This is a genomic window from Collinsella aerofaciens, assembly GCF_015553355.1.
GTDB lineage: Bacteria > Actinomycetota > Coriobacteriia > Coriobacteriales > Coriobacteriaceae > Collinsella > Collinsella aerofaciens_V.
Genome location: NZ_JADNGN010000028.1, coordinates 1 through 18,269, shown reverse-complemented (window position 1 = coordinate 18,269; position 18,269 = coordinate 1). Strand labels below are relative to the sequence as shown.

Sequence of the window (18,269 nt, the reverse complement as noted above, 5' to 3'; positions counted from 1 at the left end):
TAAGGCTGACCTATGCGTGACATTCATTGCCATATCTTGCCGGGTGTAGACGACGGCGCCGCCGATCTCGATGAGAGCTTGGCGATGCTCGAGGCTGCCAAGCGGGCCGGTGTAACCAGAATCGTTTGCACTCCTCACTGCCGTGATCCCTATTTTGATTACGACAAGATGTGGGATGCCTTTGAGCTGCTGCGTGATAACGCTGACGGTTTTCCGCTCCAGATGGGCTTCGAGGTCAACCATCGAAAGCTTGTTGAGCTTGGTATCGATGCTGCGGAGCACTTGCATTTCGATGGAACCAACGAGTTTCTGCTCGAGCTTTCGACGCATGCCGATGCGTATGCGTTTAGAGAGTACGAGAACACGATTTACGATTTGCAGTGCCGTGGTTACCAGGTGATTATCGCTCATCCTGAGCGCTATCGTGCGGTTCAAAAGGATGTAAGCGTGGCGGAGCGCCTGGTCGATATGGGCTGCAAGCTGCAGGCTTCGGCGGACTTTATTGCCGGCGGTCGCTTTGGTCGCGAGAAAAAGCCGGCACAGCGTCTGTTCGATCAGAACCTGTACAGCTTCATCGCGAGCGATGCCCATAACGTGGGTCATTACGACTGCCTGGCGAAGGCTCGCGCGAAGTTTAGCGTGCGTGGAGCCCATTTTCGCTAAAATCTGTCCCTAACGTTCGCATTGAATGAAGGGGCAGCCATGGATATCCAACTTAAGACGGGATGCTTTGATGACGCGGCGCTGGTGCGCCGCGTCGTTTTTATGGACGAGCAGGGCTACGAGAATGAGTTCGACGCTATCGACGAGGATCCGAACTGCATTCATGTGACGCTCTATGCAGACGGCGAGCTTGCCGGTTGCTCGCGCGTGTTTCCCGAAGAGCTTGAGCGCGCGGCAGATTCAGAGGCTCCGGTTTCGCCGGCGTGCGACTTGGACGAAGGCGTCGCAGCGGGGGAGACCTATATTATGGGGCGCGTGGCTGTGCTGCCGAGCATGCGCCGTCGCGGTCTGGCGAGCAAGATCGTCGAGGCCAGTGATGCCGCCGCGTGTGATGCCGGTGCCAAGCTCATAAAACTGCATGCGCAGGAATACGTGCTGCCACTCTATGCCAAGGCGGGTTACGCGCAGATCGCGCCGGTAGGTTACGAGGATGAAGGTCAGCCCCACGCCTGGATGGCCAAGCGGGTCGAGGGTGGCAGATAGGGACGTTCCTTTTCTGCCGGCAGTTGGGGACACTCCTTGGCAATTGGCGCATCGGAGCGCTTAGACATACAGTTTTTCGATTCCGTATGTATATATGCGCGCTAATGGGTTATAAAATCTAAGTCTGAACATAGCAGGTCTGCGATGCGGCTCGGGCGACCGGGCCGTTTTTGCGGACGGGGGTAGCGCGAAAGGACTGCACATGCGTCAATTTAAGACCGAGAGCAAAAAACTGCTCGACCTCATGATCAACTCCATCTACACCAATAAGGAAATCTTCCTGCGCGAGCTTATCTCTAACGCGAGCGACGCCGTCGACAAGCTCAACTTTAAGAGTCTGCAGGATCCGAGCGTCAAGATCGACCAGGGCGACCTGGCCATTCGCGTCTCCTTTGATAAAGACGCCCGCACCATTACCATCTCGGATAACGGCATTGGCATGACCGCCGAGGAGCTCGAGCGCAATCTGGGCACCATCGCCCATTCCGGCTCCGAGGAGTTTAAGACCGAGAACGCCGAGCAGCAGGGTTCGGATGTCGACATCATCGGCCAGTTTGGCGTGGGCTTCTACTCGGCTTTTATGGTCGCCAGCCATGTGAAGGTCGTCAGCCGCGCCTACGGCGAGGATGTCGCCCATGTGTGGGAATCCGACGGTCTTGAGGGCTACACCATCGAGGACGGCGAGCGCGCCGAGCACGGTACCGATGTCATCCTGACGCTGCGCGAGAACGAGAAGCTCGATGCCGACGGCGAGGCCGAGACCTACGATCGCTTCCTGACCGAGTGGGGTCTCAAGAGCCTGATTCAGCAGTACAGCAACTATGTGCGCTACCCGATTCAGATGATGGTGTCCAAGAGCCGCCAGAAACCCAAGCCCGAGGACGCCGGCGACGATTACAAGCCCGAGTACGAGGACTACCAGGAGCTCGAGACCGTCAATTCCATGACACCGATCTGGAAGAAGCGCAGCTCCGATGTCGAGCAGAAGGACTACGACGAGTTCTACAAGTCCACGTTCCACGACTTTGACGATCCTGCGCGCACCATCAGCTTCCATGCCGAGGGCACGCTCGAGTACGATGCCCTGCTGTTTGTGCCGGGCCGCGCGCCGTTCGATCTGTACAGCAAGGATTACGAGAAGGGTCTGGCACTCTACAGCTCCAACGTCCTGATCATGGAGAAGTGCGACGACCTGCTGCCCGACTACTACAACTTTGTCCGCGGCGTCGTGGATTCCGCCGATGTGTCGCTCAACATCTCGCGTGAGACGCTGCAGCAGAACCGTCAGCTCAAGGCCATCGCCAAGCGTGTGGAAAAGAAGATCACCGCCGACCTTGAGGATATGCGTGACAACGACCGCGAGGCCTACGAGAAGTTCTTTGAGAACTTTGGCCGCGGTCTTAAGTACGGCATCTACTCGAGCTATGGCATGAAGGCCGATGAGCTCGCCGATCTGTTGCTGTTCTGGTCTGCCAAGGAACAGAAGATGATTACCCTGGCCGAGTATGCCAAGGGCATGCCCGAGGATCAGAAGGCCATCTACTACGCCGCCGGCGACTCGCGTGAGCGCTTGGCCAAGATGCCCGTGGTAAAGGGCGTGCTCGACCGCGGCTATGACGTGCTGCTGCTGACGCAGGACGTGGATGAGTTCACCTTCCAGGCTATGCGTGAGTACGTTGCCGCCGATATGCCCAAGATCTACGAGGACGATGCCGCCCGCGAGGCTGCCGAGAAGGCCGTGGCCGATGGTGCCGAGCCCGAGGTTGAGGATCGTCACCTGGAGCTCAAGAACGTCGCAACCGGTGATCTTGACCTGGCGACCGAGGACGAGAAAAAGGAGGCCGAGGACGCCACCAAGGAGAACGAGGACCTCTTTAACGCCATGAAGGAGGCACTCGGCGACAAGGTCGAGAAGGTTGCCGTCTCTGCGCGCCTGACCGATGCTCCCGCGTGCATCACCACCGAGGGCCCGCTTTCGCTCGAGATGGAGAAGGTGCTCCAGAAGGGTCCCGAGGGCGCGCCCGACGGTATGCCCAAGAGCCAGCGCGTGCTCGAGCTCAACGCCAAGCACCCGGTCTTTTCCAAGCTCGTCGCCGCTCAGAAGGCGGGCGACGCCGACAAGATCAAGCAGTACTCCGGTTTGCTCTATGACCAGGCCCTGCTGGTCGAGGGCATTCTGCCCGAGGACCCCGTTGCCTTCGCAGCAGCTGTTTGCAACTTGATGTAGTTCGGGGATACGGCACCGTAACTAGATTAGAACGAGAGTGGATAATCTCCCACTTTTGGCTCGAATGCGGGCTTGAAGTGGGAGATTTTCCACTCTCGTTTCCTTTTGAATGATCCCTCCGTCCCCAAGGGATCATTTATTTGTGCGGGTTGTGGTTTTGTGACCTGCTGAAATTTAAGATACTGTACAACTGTACGTTAACTCATCTTCGTAGTATATTGCTACCCGCAAAACTCAACACCATTGTGCTTTGAGACGTTAAAGCGCCTACTACAATGGTTGTCGATAGTACGATTCGATTCAACGACAGGATGGATGGTCCAAGCGTGAGTCTCGGCAGCAAACTATCCAACGCAAAGGTATCCTTTGCGATCTTTAAGCGTGACATCAAGCGATTGCTCGTGAACCCCGTCGCCTTGGTGGTTACCCTTGGCGTGTGTGTTATTCCCTCGCTGTATGCCTGGTACAACATCGTGGCAAACTGGGATCCGTACGGAAACACCCAGGGTATCAAGATTGCCATCGCTAACAACGATCAGGGAACCCAAAACGACCTGGTGGGCGAGCTCAATGCGGGCGACCAGGTTGTCGATCAGCTCAAGGAGAACGATCAGCTGGGCTGGACCTTCGTCGATTCGGCGGCCGACGCCAAGGAGGGCGTCGAGAGCGGTGAGTACTATGCGGCCATCGTAATCCCTAAGAACTTCTCGGATAACCTGGTCTCGATGCTCGACGGCAACTACCATCAGCCCAAGCTTACGTACTACGTCAATGAGAAGAAGAGTGCTATTGCGCCCAAGGTTACCGACACCGGTGCAAGCACCATCGAGGAGCAGATCAACTCGGAATTTGTCTCCACAGTGGGCGAGACCGTTGCCAGCATCGCCAAGGATGCCGGGGTCGATTTAAAGGACAAGGCAACCCAGACTCAGAATTCGTTGGCTGGTTCGGTATCAGAGGCATCCGGTACCTTGGGTGAGGTGCGCGATTCGATTGGCGACATGAATGCCGCCATCGATAAGACGAGTGGCGCTATCGCCTCGGCTGATGCCGCGTTGGCGGGCCTGCAGGGTCAGACGCCCTCTCTAACGCAGGCAATCGCTCAGGGCAATGACCTGCTGGGCGAGGCGCGCGCTACGGCGGGCAACTCTGTCGCCTCGCTCTCCAAGGCACTCTCGGAAGGCAGCCTTGCGCTCACCAAGACGTCAGCCTCCGCGAACGCTGCGATTGGCAAGCTGACGGGCGCGGTCACATCTACGACCACCCGCATCGACAACTCGCTTGAGTCTCTCCAAGCGACGATCGACCACAATAAGGCCGTTATCGGGCACTTGGAAATTCTCGTTAATGACACGTCGACAGGTTCCAAGGAAATTGACGCGCGCATTGTATCGACCATCGATTTGCTCCGCGAGCAGAATGAAAAGCTTCAGAGCATCAAGGACGGTCTGTCTGCGCAGTCGAGCGCCATGGCGAATGACGCCGCGGCTGTCTCGGGCGCCAGCGACGCTATCAATAACGCAATCCAGACCGGTGCGACCAACCTTGGCCAGGCCCAGACGGACCTGGGTCAAAACGCGCTGCCGAAGGCCTCGAGCGCGCTTGATTCATTTGCCGCCATCTCGGGTGATCTGACGGGAATCGTGTCTGGCCTCACGCCTACTATTGCAAGTGCGCGCGGTACGCTTTCGCAGCTTAACGCTACGCTCGGCCAGGCCAAGACCACGCTGTCCCAGACCGATTCCTCGCTTGCCAAGGTCCAGGACAAGCTTGCGACCGCTGCCAACGACATCGCGGCGCTGCAGACCTCTGAGTCTATGGGCGAGCTCGCCGACCTTATGGGCGTCGATGTCAATGACGTGGCAGATTTCATGGCCTCTCCGGTCGAGCTGACCTCCAAGTCGATTTACCCGGTCAAGAGCTTTGGCTCGGGCATCGCTCCCTTCTACACCAATCTGGCGCTTTGGGTGGGCGGTTACGTACTCATCGCCATCTACAAGCTCGAGGTCGATCGCGAGGGCATTGGCAGCTTTACGGCGCGCCAGGGCTACTTCGGCCGTTGGATGCTCCTGGTGATCCTGGGCGCGCTTCAGGCCACCATCGTTACGGTAGGCGATCTGGTGATTGGCGTGCAGTGCATCAACCCGCTGCTGTTCGTGCTGGGCGGCATCGCCATCTCGTTCACCTACGTCAATATCATCTATGCGCTGTCCACTACGTTTAAGCACATCGGCAAGGCAATCGGCGTCATTCTCGTCATCGTGCAGATTCCGGGTTCGTCGGGCATGTATCCCATCGAGATGATGCCCGGCTTCTTCCAGTGGCTGCACCCGCTGCTGCCCTTTACCTACGGCATCAATCTGCTGCGCGAGACGGTCGGCGGCATGTACTCGTTTAACTACCTGTTTAACCTGTGCATTCTGGGCGTGTTCTTGATCGTGGCGCTCTTTATCGGTCTGCAGCTGCGTCCGCTGCTGCTCAACCTTAACCTGCTCTTTGATAAACAGCTCTCCACGACCGGTATGATGATTTGCGAGTCCAACGACCTGCCGCGCCAGCGCTACTCGCTGCGCACGGCCATGCGCGTCATGCTCGATTCCGATTCGTACCGTTGCGAACTGCTCGATCATGCGGTCGCCTTTGAACATCGCTACCCGTACTACATCAAGGGCGGTTTTGCCGCCGTGGTGGGCGTTCAGGTCCTGCTCTTTGTCCTGTCGACGGTTCTCGATATCGACAATAACGGCAAGATCATCCTGCTTGTCATTTGGATCATCTCGGTTATTGCCATCTGCGGCTGGCTTATCAATATCGAATATATCCGAGCGAGCCTCAATACCCAGATGCGCATCTCGGCGCTTTCGGATGAGGACCTGCGTCGCGAGATGCGCGAACACACGGCCGCCATTCCTGCCGCCCGCCACATGTTTGGCCTCAACGCCAGCGAGCGTGGTGCCAAGGGCGGCGATCAGTCCACGGGCCGCTTGCCGCATATCGGCTCGCACCATAAATCTCAGGGCAGCGACAGCACAGCCACAAATGATGGAGATACCACCGCGCTTGGCAAGCACTCCAAAGGAGGTGAGGCATAAATGAAGAACATCCTGCATCTGTTTAAGCGCGATGTCCAAAACGTGTCTCGCTCCGTGATCGGCTTGGTTGTCGTGATGGGCCTCATTATCGTACCGTGTCTGTACGCGTGGTTTAACATCGCCGGCAGCTGGGATCCGTACGGCAACACCGGCAATCTTAAGATCGCCGTGGTCAACACCGATGAGGGTTACGAGAGCGATTTGATCCCCGTCGAGGTTAACGTGGGCGAAAACGTGACCGCCACCCTACGCGGCAACGAGAGCTTCGATTGGGTTGTGCTCAACAATCGCGAAAAGGCTATCGAGGGCGTTAAGTCGGGCGCGTACTATGCTGCCGTCGTTATCCCCAAAACGTTTAGCGCTGACATGATGACGCTTTTCTCGACCGACGTGAAACACGCCGATATCGAGTTTTACGAGAACCAGAAGGCCAACGCCATTGCGCAGATCGTGACCGAGAAGGGTTCGAGCGCCGTTCAGAGCCAGGTTAACGAAACTTTTACCGAGACCATTACGAGCATCGGTCTTAAGACGGTGTCCAGCCTGCTCGATTACATGAGCACCGACCAGGTCAGCAACTTTATCGCCAACCTGTCCTCGACGCTTGGCGATTCGATTGAGGACCTGCGAGACGTTCAGGCCAGCGCAACGTCGCTTGCGGGCATTTTGAGCTCCACGTCCGATTCGCTGACGTCGGCGAGCGGTATGCTCCAGCAGACGGGTACGGTCGATGAGTCGACCAAGCAGTTGATGGAGCACGCCAAGAGCGGCATCAATGATTCCAAGGAAGCGCTCAAGGCCGCCAACGATGCCGTTGACGCGGCGATTGACGGAAGCGCGGGCTCGTTCGACAACGTGTCCGCCGAGCTCGCGAAGGCGTTCGATGCCGCTAACCAGCATGTCTACCTTACGGTGTCCCAACTCAACGATGCCGCTGCGGCTCTCAATGCGCGCGCCAAGGATATCGATGCGATGGCCGATCAGCTCCGCAGCCTTGCCGACCAGGTGAGCGATGAGAATTTGAAAGACGGCCTCAAGTCCGCCGCGACGTCGCTGGGCAGAATCGCCGTTGAGTACCGCAACAATGCCAAGGATCTGGCGGCCACCGCGAAGTCTCTCTCCGATAGCATGGCCGAGGTCAACAACTCGCGTGCCGAGGTCGATCAGGCCATCGCCGATGCCAAGGCCGGCATCGCGGGCGCCAAATCCGATTACGATTCCACGTTCTCGGTTAAGGCCAAGGAGCTCAAGAAGACGGTTTCGGGCATTCTGGACTTGCTTGATGGCATCTCGGGCGACCTGGATAGCGCCGTAGACGGCCTGACCGACGCATCCGGTTCGCTGGCAAAGGGCCTCTCCAAGGCTGCAAAGCTGGTCAACAAAGCTTCCGATCAGCTGGGCGAGGCGTCGGACAAGATCAGTGCGTTTAAGGACGAGCTCGACGGCGCCTTGATGTCGGATGACCTCGCTACGATCAAAACGATGATCGGCAATGATCCCGAGGGTCTGGCCGTGTCGCTTTCCGGCCCCGTCGCGCTCGACCGCAAGCCGGTCTATCCGATCCGCAACTACGGTTCGGCCATGGCGCCGTTCTACACGATTCTGTCGCTCTGGGTCGGCTCGATCGTGCTGGCGGCCATGATGAAGGTCTCGGTTGACGACGAACTCATCAATGAGCTGATCCCCGTGCGCTTGCACGAGATCTACCTGGGCCGTTACCTGTTCTTTGGCGGTCTGGCCCTGCTGCAGGCAACGCTCGTGTGCGCGGGCGACATCCTGTTCTTTGGCATCCAGTGCGACGACCCGCTGCAGTTTGTGCTGGCGGGCTGGGTCGCGAGTCTCGTGTTCTCCAATATCGTCTACACGCTTACGGTTTCGTTTGGCGATATCGGCAAGGCGCTCGCCGTCGTGCTGCTGGTCATGCAGGTCGGCGGTTCGGGCGGCACGTTCCCCATCGAGATGACCGGCCCCGTGTTCCAGGCGATCTATCCGTTCCTGCCGTTCACCCACGGCATCAACGCCATGCATGCCGCCATGGCCGGTGCGTACCACATGGAGTACTGGATTGAGCTATGCATTCTGGCGAGCTATCTGATTCCGTCGCTGGCACTGGGCGTCGTCTTCCGCCGTCCGGTCATCAAGGCCAACGACTGGATTATCGAAAAGCTGGAATCAACTAAGCTAATTTAGTGCGGCAACGTTAACGCTGATGTAGCACTAATGCCAGCGAGCGAGTCGCATTTGCGCCAAGGTGACGTGAAATGAAAGGGCGCTGACCTTCTGGTCGCGCCCTTGAAATTGAACGTCAGATTGGCGTGAATGCGGCTCGCGCAGCGTCGGCCGGTCCGCCGTTCGGTAGAACGGCGGAACAAAACGCTTTAGTGGGCTGGATTGCGATGCAACGCCGGTTGTTGCTACAGTAGCGGGGCGTACCGGGGGTCCGGTGCGCCCTGTTTGTATTTGACCATGAGGCGGCACGCAGCCATACGCGTGCGGACACCACGCCCAGATTGAGTGTGAGGACGTTCCATGGCCCAATACGCTGCCAACGAAATCGAAAACTTGCCCGACAGCCCTGTGGCCCGCGAAGACTTGGGTGCCGGCGGCGCCTCTCGCGGTGCCGGCGCACGCTCGCCGCTGTTCTGGAAGGTCTTGCTGCTTTCGATAGCGGTCATCTGGGGCTATTCCTTCACCACCATGAAAGATGCGCTCGATACCATTCCGGTGTTCGAGCTGCTCTACGTTCGCTTCCTTCCGGCTTCGCTGGTTATGTTCGTCATCTTCCACAAACGCATCATCGCTCATTTCAATGCCCGCAACCTAATCGTCGGGCTTGGCATGGGCGCGCTCATGTGGGGTGCCTACGGTTTGCAGACGATTGGCCTGGCACAGACCACGGCAGGCAAGAGTGCATTTTTGACGGGTACCTATTGCATCCTCGTGCCGTTTGCGAGCTACGTCCTAAGCGGCGAAAAGCTTACCCGTTACAACTTGGGCGCCGCGTTGCTGTGCCTGGCGGGCATTGGCCTGGTGGCGCTCGATAGCGTCGAGTTCAATGTCGGCGATGTCATCACACTGGGCGGCGCGGTCTTCTTTGCCATCCAGATGGCGGTGACCGCCAAGTACGGCCGCAAGATGGACATCAACGTCATCACGTTTTGGATGTTTGTGGGCAACGGCGTGCTGAGCCTGATCTCGTCGCTGTTATTCGAGACCCAAGCGCCGCTGTCCGTGTGGACGCCGAGCTTTATCGGTGTGATGGCGTTTCTATCGGTGGGCTGTACGTGTGTGGCTCTGCTCATCCAAAACGTCGGCCTGGCGCATGTCCCGGCCTCAACGGGCTCGCTGCTCCTTTCGATGGAGTCGCCTTCGGGTGTGCTGTTCTCGGTGCTGCTGATGGGGGAGGCGCTCACCTCGCGCCTGCTCGCCGGCTTCGCGCTCATCTTTCTTTCGATTATCTTGAGCGAGACGCATTTCGATTTTTTGCGTCGAAAGCCGCGTCCGCAATTGTAAACAATTTGTTGCGCCGCCTCCCGGGGCGGCATTTTTTATGCGTCGCCCTTAAAGTAGTACCTTGCACTTTACGCTATCAAAGTGCTTGCTGCAAAAACGTTACTGGAGGGCATCTATGGCACCAGCACTGTCCGATCTTCAACCGCAATCAGCGCCCAAGGCCACCGCGGCGGCGCAGACCGCTATCGGTGACGGTCTTGTTGCGGAAGCTCAGGCTTTTGCAGACGAGCTCGCTGCGTGGCGACACGATTTACATCAGATGCCCGAGCTGGGTAATAGCCTCCCGCAGACCTCTACGTATATCCAAGCGCGCCTGACCGAGATGGACATCTCATTTGCTACGCTCGTCGATGGTTCCTGCGTTGTGGGCCTTGTCGGCGCCGGTGCCGCCGCGGCCCAAGGCAATGGCATCTGCACGAATGAGCAGGCCGGTACGGTCATCATGCTTCGTGGCGACATGGACGCCCTGCCCGTTGCCGAGGAATCCGGCGAGCCCTTTGCATCCACCAACGGCTGCATGCACGCTTGCGGTCACGATATGCACGCGACGGCGCTGCTTGGTGCGGCTCGCCTGCTCAAGGCCCGCGAGGCCGAGCTCGTCGACGCCAATGCCACCGTCAAACTGCTGTTCCAGCCGGGCGAGGAGACCTTTGAGGGGGCACGCGCTGCCATCGCCGACGGCTTGCTCGAGAACCCGCGTCCTCAGGCGGCCTTTGCCATGCATGTCAACAGCCAGTCGCCGCTTGGCCTGGTGCTCTACGGCAGTCCGGCGCTTTCGGGCGTGTACGGTTTCCGCATCACGCTCCAGGGCAAGGGCGGCCATGGCTCGAGCCCCGAGATCTGCATCGACCCCATCGCGGCCGGCGTCCATGTGCACCTGGCGCTCCAGGAGCTCATTGCTCGCGAAGTGCCGGCGGCCAAGGAGGTCGCACTGACCGTGGGTAAGTTTGCCGGTGGCCAAGCGGCCAACGTCATTCCCGACACCTGCGTGCTCGAGGGAACGCTGCGCGGCTTTGATGTTGAGCTCATGGCTCACCTAAAGACCCGCATCGCGGAGGTCGTTAACGGCGTTGCCACGACCTATCGTACGCCGGCGACCATCGAGACACTTTCGGATGTTCCGCCGCTCGTACTCGATGACGACATGACCCAGGCGTCGCTTGGCTACGTGGGCGTGGTGCTGCCCAAGGCCGCCTTCCTGCCGCTGTTCCACGCCATGGCGAGCGAGGACTTCGCGCTGATCTCGAGCGAGATCCCGAGTGCGTACTTTACCGTGGGCGCCGCTGTAACCGATACGGATGAGCATTTTGCCCAGCACCATCCCAAGGCGCGCTTTAACGATGCCGAGCTTCCCCTCGGCGCCGCGGCTTATGCCGCCGTCGCTCTCGGATACATTGCGGACCACAAGGAGTAATCCATGTCCCAGCAACGTAAATTTTTCCCCGGCTGGCTCGTAGTGGCCTCCGGCTTTGTGATCATGGCCACGTGCTACACGATTTTCGTTAACTGCATGAGCCTGTTTCAGCCGCTCATCGTAAGCGACCTGGGCATCACGCTTGCGCAGTACAATATCTCCAACGCCATCTCCACCGTGGTGAGCGTTATCGGATCGCTTGTCATTGGCCATGTTGCCGATAAAGTAAGCGGTCGCGTTTTGGGCTCCCTAACCGTTATCGCTACCTCTGCCGTTCTTGCCAGCATGAGCTTTGTCGGTGAGCTGTGGCAGGTCTACGTGCTCTTTGCCGTTTCGGGCTGCTTCGCTGTGGCCTCGACCCGCCTGCTCATCAGCCTAGTGACCGCCAACTGGTTTACCGCCAAGCGAGGCCTTGCCATCTCCATCGCACTTTCGGGCTCGGGCTTTGGCGGCGCTATTCTCTCGCCGATCGTGAGCTCGCTTATCGTGAGCGTGGGCTGGCGCTCTGCGTTCCTGGTACTCGCTGCCGTCTGCATTGTGGCGGCACTGCCCATCACGGCCTATTCCTTCCGCACCAAGCCTTCCGATATCGGCCTTAAGCCGCTCGGCGAGAACCCGGGCGATCCGTCCGTCTCGACGGCTGGCGACAAGGACGAGCGCACGGCGCCCGAGGTTAGCGTCGGCTGGTCTCGTATCAAGAAGAGCCCGGCGTTTTGGCTGCTTGTCGTCGCCTTCCTCTTTATGGGTCTCGTTAACGGCGCCATCTTGCCCAACCAGGTTACCAACATGACGAGCGTTACCGTCAACGGCGCCAAGATCGTCACGGGCGGTCACGATCCCATGTGGGCCGGTACGGTGCTTTCGGCCTATATGGTCACCGTCGTTATCGCCAAGATTTCGCTCGGCGCCATCTACGATCGCTTTGGGCTGCGCTTTGGCAACGTGCTGGGATCCGTTGCGTGCATTATCGCTTGCGTTGCTCTGTGCTTCCCCGCGACCGATCTTGGTCCCATCGTGGCTGCCGTGAGCTTTGGTGTCGGAACGTGCATGGGCACCATCACGCCTACCATTGCCGCGTCCAAGCAGTTTGGCATGGCCGACCTGGGTAAGGTCACGGGCACCATTACCTCGCTCGAGATGGTCGGCGGCACCGTGGGTGCCATCGTCTCGGGCGTGCTGTTCGATGCCACGGGCTCCTTTGCGAGCACTTGGATTGTGTGCCTGGCGTGCTCCGTGGTCATGCTCGTGTTCCTGCTGGCATCCGAGCCCATCGCCGCCAAGCTGCGCGCGAGCGTGGCGGGGGAGTAGGTAGGCCAAGGCGCATCGTTACCTGTCCGCTTCGTCCGTGGTCGCCCTGGAAGCCGAATGGATGCTCGTACCATCATTCGGTTTCCAAGGCGGCCACGGGCCTACGAATGATCCGTTTTCCTCCGTCCCCAACAGATCACGTGATCCGAAGGGGACGGAGGAAAGCGGATCGCAAACAGCGGCGGTGCGTCAGGCCGAACGAGTCCCCATACCCTCGTTCGGTCAGACGCGCCGCCGCGGTTTGTGTTTGTGCCGTATAATGACCGTTACCTATGACGCGATACAAAAGAAAGGTGTTTGCCCATGCAGGCACAGAAGGCGGAGGGAACCCGCGACCTTATCGGCGCCGAGATGCGCGCCTGGCAAAAGATGCAGCAGATTGCGGCCGGCGTGTTCGAGCCGTTTGGTTTTAAACCCATCGAGACGCCCGCGATCGAGCAGGTGGACGTGTTTGTCCACGGTATCGGCCAGTCGACCGACGTCGTACGCAAGGAAATGTTCCGCGTGTTCAGCGGTGCCAACCTGGAGCGCGTCTTTACCGAGGGCACCGATACCAAGCTTAAGCCCAAGCAGCGCCTGGCCCTTCGTCCCGAGGGCACGGCCGGTGTGGTGCGCGCCGTCGTGGAGAACAACCTAGTGCCCCAGGGCTCCACGCCGTTTAAGGCGTACTATGCCGAGGCCATGTTCCGTGGCGAGCGTCCCCAGAAGGGTCGCCTGCGCCAGTTTCACCAGGTGGGCATCGAGTGGCTCGGCGCTCCCGATCCGGCGGCAGACGCCGAGTGCATCATCATGCTCATGGAGTTCTACAAGCGCCTGGGCTTCGATCTTTCCAAGCTCCGTCTGCTCATTAACTCGATGGGCGATGCGCAGTGCCGTCCGGCCTATCGCGAGCAGGTTAAGCAGTTCATTCTCGACCACGCCGACGAGATGTGCGACGAGTGCCGCGAGCGCGCCGAGCTCAACCCGCTGCGCGCCTTCGACTGCAAGAACGACCATTGCCGCGAGATCATGGCCGAGGCTCCGCTGATGGGCGACAACCTGTGCGACGAGTGCCGCGAGCACTACGAGCAAGTCAAGCGCTATCTGGATGCTGCCGGTATCGAGTATGTAGAGGATCCCACCCTGGTGCGTGGTCTGGACTACTACACCCGCACCGTCTTTGAGGTCGAGGCCCCTGGCGCCGGCGTCGGCTCCATCGGCGGCGGCGGTCGCTACGATGGCCTGGTCGAGCTCGAGGGTGGCAAGCCCACGGCGGGCGTCGGCTTTGCCGTCGGTTTTGAGCGCGCCCTGCTGGCCCTGCAGGCCTTTGGCAGCGATCTGGGTGCCGAGGAGGCCCCGTGCGTCTATGTCGCCAACGCCGGCAAGGAGCTGCGCCAGAACGTCTTTGCCATTACGCAGGAGCTTCGCGCCGCAGGCATCGTGACCGAGGCCGACTATCAGGGCCGTTCGCTCAAAGCCCAGTTTAAGCAGGCCGATAAGGTGGGCGCCAAGCTCATCCTGGTCCTGGGCGGCGACGAGCTTGCCGCCGGCAAGGTCAAGGTGCGCGACATGGAGAGCCACGAAGAGGTCCTTGCCGATCTGGCCAACGTCGTCGAGGCGGTTCGCGAGCGCCTGTAGCGCATCTTTTTGAGCTGCGGACCCGCTAACACGTCCCGCTCGCGGCGAGCGATTGTTACGGGGGTGTTTCGCATTTATGCGGAATGCCCCCGTTTGTGTATGCCGTCCACCGAGAAATACGACCATTTAGGGCAAAAACCCTTGCAATGCAGAAAATACTTTTGTGTGGTAAAGCGCAATCAGTGTCGAAAGTATTTCTCAAGCGCCTATAATGAATACCGCATGTTACGTGCATAGAAGGAGGAATGGGAGGAAACGTGGCTGAGAACCTAAGCAACCAGTCTGTACCCGAAGCCGCGGCGCGCGTCGCTGCCGTGGTCAACCGCCTCGTTAACCGAATCGGCTCGAATGCCGAGTCCAGGGAGCGTCTCGCCGAGATCGAGATCCCCGAGGAGCTGCGCGACAATCTGGCGTTGTTCCTGCGCCTGGAGCGTCGTGTGCTTAGCGAGTATGATCCTGAGATCGCGGACCTGTTCGACAAGATTTTGACAGCCGAGATTGTGGCCAATGCTGGCAACCCCGGTAGCCGCGCTGCCGACGAGTCCGTTGACGAACAGGGCGTGCCCACTGCCGACGAGCCCACCGCCGTGGCGTTTCGCGAAGTCGTCGATCTGATTGACAGCCTGCCGCTTGATAAGCAGCAGGTCATCGTTCGCGCCTTTACGAGCTTCTTCCACTTGGCAAACCTGTCGGAGGAGAACTACCGTGTGGCGCAGCTGCGCGAGCGCGAGGCCGGCGCATCGACCGATACCGAGGTCGATCCCGCCAACGAGCTCACCGTCGCCTATCACCAGTTGGTAAACGAGATGGGCGTCGAGGGTGCCAATGAGCTGCTCGGCAAGCTCGAGTTCCACCCTGTCTTTACCGCACATCCCACCGAGGCCCGTCGTAAGGCCGTCGAGGGCAAGATTCGCCGTATCTCCAACCTGCTGGAGGAGCGTCCGCGTCTGGGCGGCTCCGACCTGGTGGAGAACGAGCGCCATATGCTGCAGGAGATCGACGCCCTGGTGCGTACGAGCCCCATCGCGCTCAAGAAGCCCACGCCGGTCGAGGAAGCCGATACCATCATCGACATCTTCGATAACACGCTGTTCGACGTCATTCCCGTCATCTATCGTCGTTTTGACGACTGGGTGCTGGGCGACAAGGCCGGTACCGTGCCGCCGCTGTGCCCGGCGTTCTTCCATCCCGGTAGCTGGATCGGTTCCGACCGCGACGGTAACCCCAACGTCACCGCCAAGGTGAGCCGTGAGGTCGCCGCCAAGTACTTTACCCACATGGTGCTCAAGCTCGAGGACAAGTGCCGCCGCATCGGCCGCAACCTCACGCTCGAGGCCACCTACAGCAAGCCGTCTGCCGAGCTCATCAACCTGTGGAACCATCAGGTCGAGATGAGTACCCAGTACACGGCCCGCGCCGAGCTGATTTCCGAGCACGAGCCGCATCGCGCCGTCATGCTCGTCATGGCCGACCGTCTGAACGCCACCGTGCGCCGTATCACCGACACCATGTACCACAGCGCCGACGAGTTCCTGGATGACCTGCGCGTCGTCCAGCGTTCGCTTGCTGCCTGCGGTGCCGTCCGTGCCGCCTACGGTCCGGTCCAGACCATCATCTGGCAGGTCGAGTCCTTCGGCTTCCATATGGTCGAGATGGAGTTCCGTCAGCACTCCGTGGTGCACGCCCGCGCCCTCAAGGATATCCACGAGAACGGTATCCATGGTGACCTGCAGCCCATGACGCGCGAGGTCATCGACACCTTCCGTGCCATCGGTTCCATCCAAAAGCGCTACGGCAAGAAGATGGCGCACCGCTACATCATCTCGTTCACCAAGAGCGCCCAGCATGTGGCCGACGTCTTTGAGCTTGCCCACCTGTCCTTTGCACACGAGGAGGATGTCCCCGAGCTCGACGTGATCCCGCTGTTCGAGCAGCTCGAGGACCTCGAGGGCTGCGTCGACGTGCTCGACCAGATGCTTACGCTGCCTGTGGTGCAAAAGCGCCTTGCCCAGACCAACCGCCGCATGGAGGTCATGCTGGGCTATTCCGACTCCTCCAAGGATGCCGGTCCTACCACGGCCATGCTCGCGCTGCACTCCGCGCAGGAGCGCATTGCCAAGTGGGCCGAGAAGAACGATATCGACCTGGTGCTCATGCACGGTCGCGGCGGTGCCGTGGGCCGTGGCGGCGGCCCGGCCAACAAGGCCGTGCTGGCGCAGCCCAAGGGTTCGGTCAACTGCTTCTTTAAGCTCACCGAGCAGGGCGAGGTCATCTTTGCCCGTTACGGCAACCGCACGCTGGCTCAGCGCCATGTTGAGTCCGTTGCCGCCGCAACGCTTTTGCAGTCGGCCCCGAGTGTCGAGAAGACCAACACCGAGACCACGCAGAAGTTCTGGGATATGGCCGAGAAGCTCAACGCCGCAAGCCACGAGCGCTATCTGGACCTGCTGAACACCGAGGACTTTACGCCGTGGTTCTCGACCGTGACGCCGCTGACCGAGGTCGGTCTGCTGCCGATCGGCTCGCGTCCCGCCAAGCGTGGCTTGGGCGCCAAGTCGCTCGACGACCTGCGTACCATTCCGTGGATCTTCAGCTGGAGCCAGGCGCGCATTAACCTGGCCGCTTGGTACGGCCTGGGCACCGCCTGCGAGCAGTTGGGCGACCTTGACCAGCTCAAGGCTGCCTACCAGGAGTGGCCGTTCTTCCGCACCTTTATCGACAACATTGAGATGTCGATCGCCAAGACCGACCAGCGCATCGCCAAGATGTATCTGCACCTGGGCGATCGCCAGGATCTGTCCGAGAAGGTCTTCACCGAGATGCAGCTCACGCGTAAGTGGGTCCTTGCCATCGTCGGCGATGAGTGGCCGCTGCAACGTCGTCGTGTGCTCGGCTGCGCCGTTCGCGTGCGTAACCCCTATGTCGACGCTCTGTCCATCGCCCAGGTCCGCGCCCTTCGCGAGGTGCGTATGAACCAGGACGAGATGGCCGAGGAGAAGAAGGCCGAGTACATGAGCCTGATTCTTTCGACTGTGACCGGCGTCTCGGCAGGACTGCAGAACACGGGGTAATCGATAGCCCTGTAGTCGTCCGGGCCCGCCATCAGTTTACTTTTAGGCACGTCCTCGGACATGCAAGAAGCCCTCGCTGCGCACTTCGTGCGGCGAGGGCTTCTTGCGTCCTGCGGAGTGTGCCTAAAAGTAAACTAATGGCGGGCCCTGCGATGTCCGGTCTTCGGCGGATTACTGGCTGGGGGAATTAATGGCGCGCTTCGCGCGTTTGGAAGGGGCTTCGTGCTGCGGAGTGCATTCAGAGGGAAACCCATCGGGTCCTTTCGTCCTCGGTTTACGGCGGATCAGCCGCTGGGTGAGGGTGGTGCTTGGGACGACGTGCAAAAAACGGAGTTTTCAGCAGCCAAAGATTGGTGCATAAGGCTATGGGTGACGTTCGCGGCCCCTGTTGATGCTTTTGCACGACGATTGGGCTTTGGCGATGTTCATATATGGCTGGTTTCTCGCCGCATGCTATCCAGATGGGACGAGTCATGAGGACTATCTACCTTTTGAAAGACTTTTGACACCAAAATCTTATCCCGCGATGCTGAATACTCGCAAAAATGCACGCTCCGGAGGGTACCACCCTGTTACGGCTAGAAATCCATGCGCCATTTTATGCAATTAATTAACGCATTTATGCAAAATGGCTTACGTGCGTACGTCTCGGGCTAGATGTTTGCCTCGGCGCTGCGTAAATCATCCTGTCTATAGTGTCTTTGACAGGCGGTCGCGGTCCCGTTTGGGATCGCGGCCGTTTTGTTCAAGACTTTAGTCTGCTGGCCGCGCAGCGGCCAGCTTTAAACCACCCGCTACGCGGGTGGAGACAAACGGCTTTA

General features: G+C 59.5%; 10 protein-coding genes. All 10 read left to right on the top strand.

Annotation, left to right across the window (positions count from 1 at the left end; all coding sequences use genetic code 11):
• The first annotated feature begins 12 nt into the window (after positions 1-12).
• The 10 genes from I2D57_RS07395 to I2D57_RS07350 all read left to right on the top strand — a co-directional run bounded on the left by I2D57_RS07395 (position 13) and on the right by I2D57_RS07350 (position 17,448).
• On the top strand, positions 13-663 hold the full coding sequence (locus I2D57_RS07395; protein ID WP_022094060.1) for a tyrosine-protein phosphatase: 651 nt from the start codon (positions 13-15) through the stop codon (positions 661-663).
• Positions 664-702: 39 nt separating this feature from the next.
• Positions 703-1,206 (top strand): GNAT family N-acetyltransferase, encoded by a 504-nt coding sequence (locus tag I2D57_RS07390; RefSeq protein WP_195362015.1) that lies wholly within the window; start codon positions 703-705, stop codon positions 1,204-1,206.
• Positions 1,207-1,408: 202 nt separating this feature from the next.
• Complete coding sequence (gene htpG, locus I2D57_RS07385; RefSeq protein WP_195362014.1) at positions 1,409-3,433, top strand: molecular chaperone HtpG; 2,025 nt, start codon at positions 1,409-1,411, stop codon at positions 3,431-3,433.
• A 326-nt stretch (positions 3,434-3,759) separates the two neighbouring features.
• Positions 3,760-6,525: a YhgE/Pip domain-containing protein gene (locus tag I2D57_RS07380; protein WP_324249215.1), complete on the top strand. Its 2,766-nt coding sequence runs from the start codon at positions 3,760-3,762 to the stop codon at positions 6,523-6,525.
• Complete coding sequence (locus I2D57_RS07375) at positions 6,526-8,715, top strand: YhgE/Pip domain-containing protein (protein ID WP_195362012.1); 2,190 nt, start codon at positions 6,526-6,528, stop codon at positions 8,713-8,715.
• A 339-nt stretch (positions 8,716-9,054) separates the two neighbouring features.
• Positions 9,055-10,038: a DMT family transporter gene (locus I2D57_RS07370; RefSeq protein ID WP_195362011.1), complete on the top strand. Its 984-nt coding sequence runs from the start codon at positions 9,055-9,057 to the stop codon at positions 10,036-10,038.
• Between the two features lie 115 nt (positions 10,039-10,153).
• A complete protein-coding gene (locus tag I2D57_RS07365) occupies positions 10,154-11,452 on the top strand; it encodes a M20 family metallopeptidase (protein WP_195362010.1) in 1,299 nt (432 codons plus the stop codon).
• Between the two features lie 3 nt (positions 11,453-11,455).
• Positions 11,456-12,760, top strand: a complete 1,305-nt coding sequence (locus I2D57_RS07360; protein ID WP_195362009.1) for an MFS transporter — start codon at positions 11,456-11,458, stop codon at positions 12,758-12,760.
• A 303-nt stretch (positions 12,761-13,063) separates the two neighbouring features.
• The gene (gene hisS / locus I2D57_RS07355) at positions 13,064-14,377 is read left to right on the top strand and encodes a histidine--tRNA ligase (RefSeq protein WP_195362008.1); all 1,314 of its coding nucleotides are present in this window, start codon (positions 13,064-13,066) and stop codon (positions 14,375-14,377) included.
• Between the two features lie 257 nt (positions 14,378-14,634).
• Positions 14,635-17,448: a phosphoenolpyruvate carboxylase gene (locus I2D57_RS07350; protein WP_411161256.1), complete on the top strand. Its 2,814-nt coding sequence runs from the start codon at positions 14,635-14,637 to the stop codon at positions 17,446-17,448.
• Positions 17,449-18,269 lie beyond the last annotated feature (821 nt).

Bases quoted from the DNA above. Each gene is read 5' to 3' on its own strand.
- I2D57_RS07390 (WP_195362015.1), top strand. From the start codon at position 703: ATGGATATCCAACTTAAGACGGGATGCTTTGATGACGCGGCGCTGGTG.
- I2D57_RS07370 (WP_195362011.1), top strand. From the start codon at position 9,055: ATGGCCCAATACGCTGCCAACGAAATCGAAAACTTGCCCGACAGCCCT.
- I2D57_RS07395 (WP_022094060.1), top strand. From the start codon at position 13: ATGCGTGACATTCATTGCCATATCTTGCCGGGTGTAGACGACGGCGCC.
- htpG (WP_195362014.1), top strand. From the start codon at position 1,409: ATGCGTCAATTTAAGACCGAGAGCAAAAAACTGCTCGACCTCATGATC.
- I2D57_RS07375 (WP_195362012.1), top strand. From the start codon at position 6,526: ATGAAGAACATCCTGCATCTGTTTAAGCGCGATGTCCAAAACGTGTCT.
- I2D57_RS07365 (WP_195362010.1), top strand. From the start codon at position 10,154: ATGGCACCAGCACTGTCCGATCTTCAACCGCAATCAGCGCCCAAGGCC.
- hisS (WP_195362008.1), top strand. From the start codon at position 13,064: ATGCAGGCACAGAAGGCGGAGGGAACCCGCGACCTTATCGGCGCCGAG.
- I2D57_RS07360 (WP_195362009.1), top strand. From the start codon at position 11,456: ATGTCCCAGCAACGTAAATTTTTCCCCGGCTGGCTCGTAGTGGCCTCC.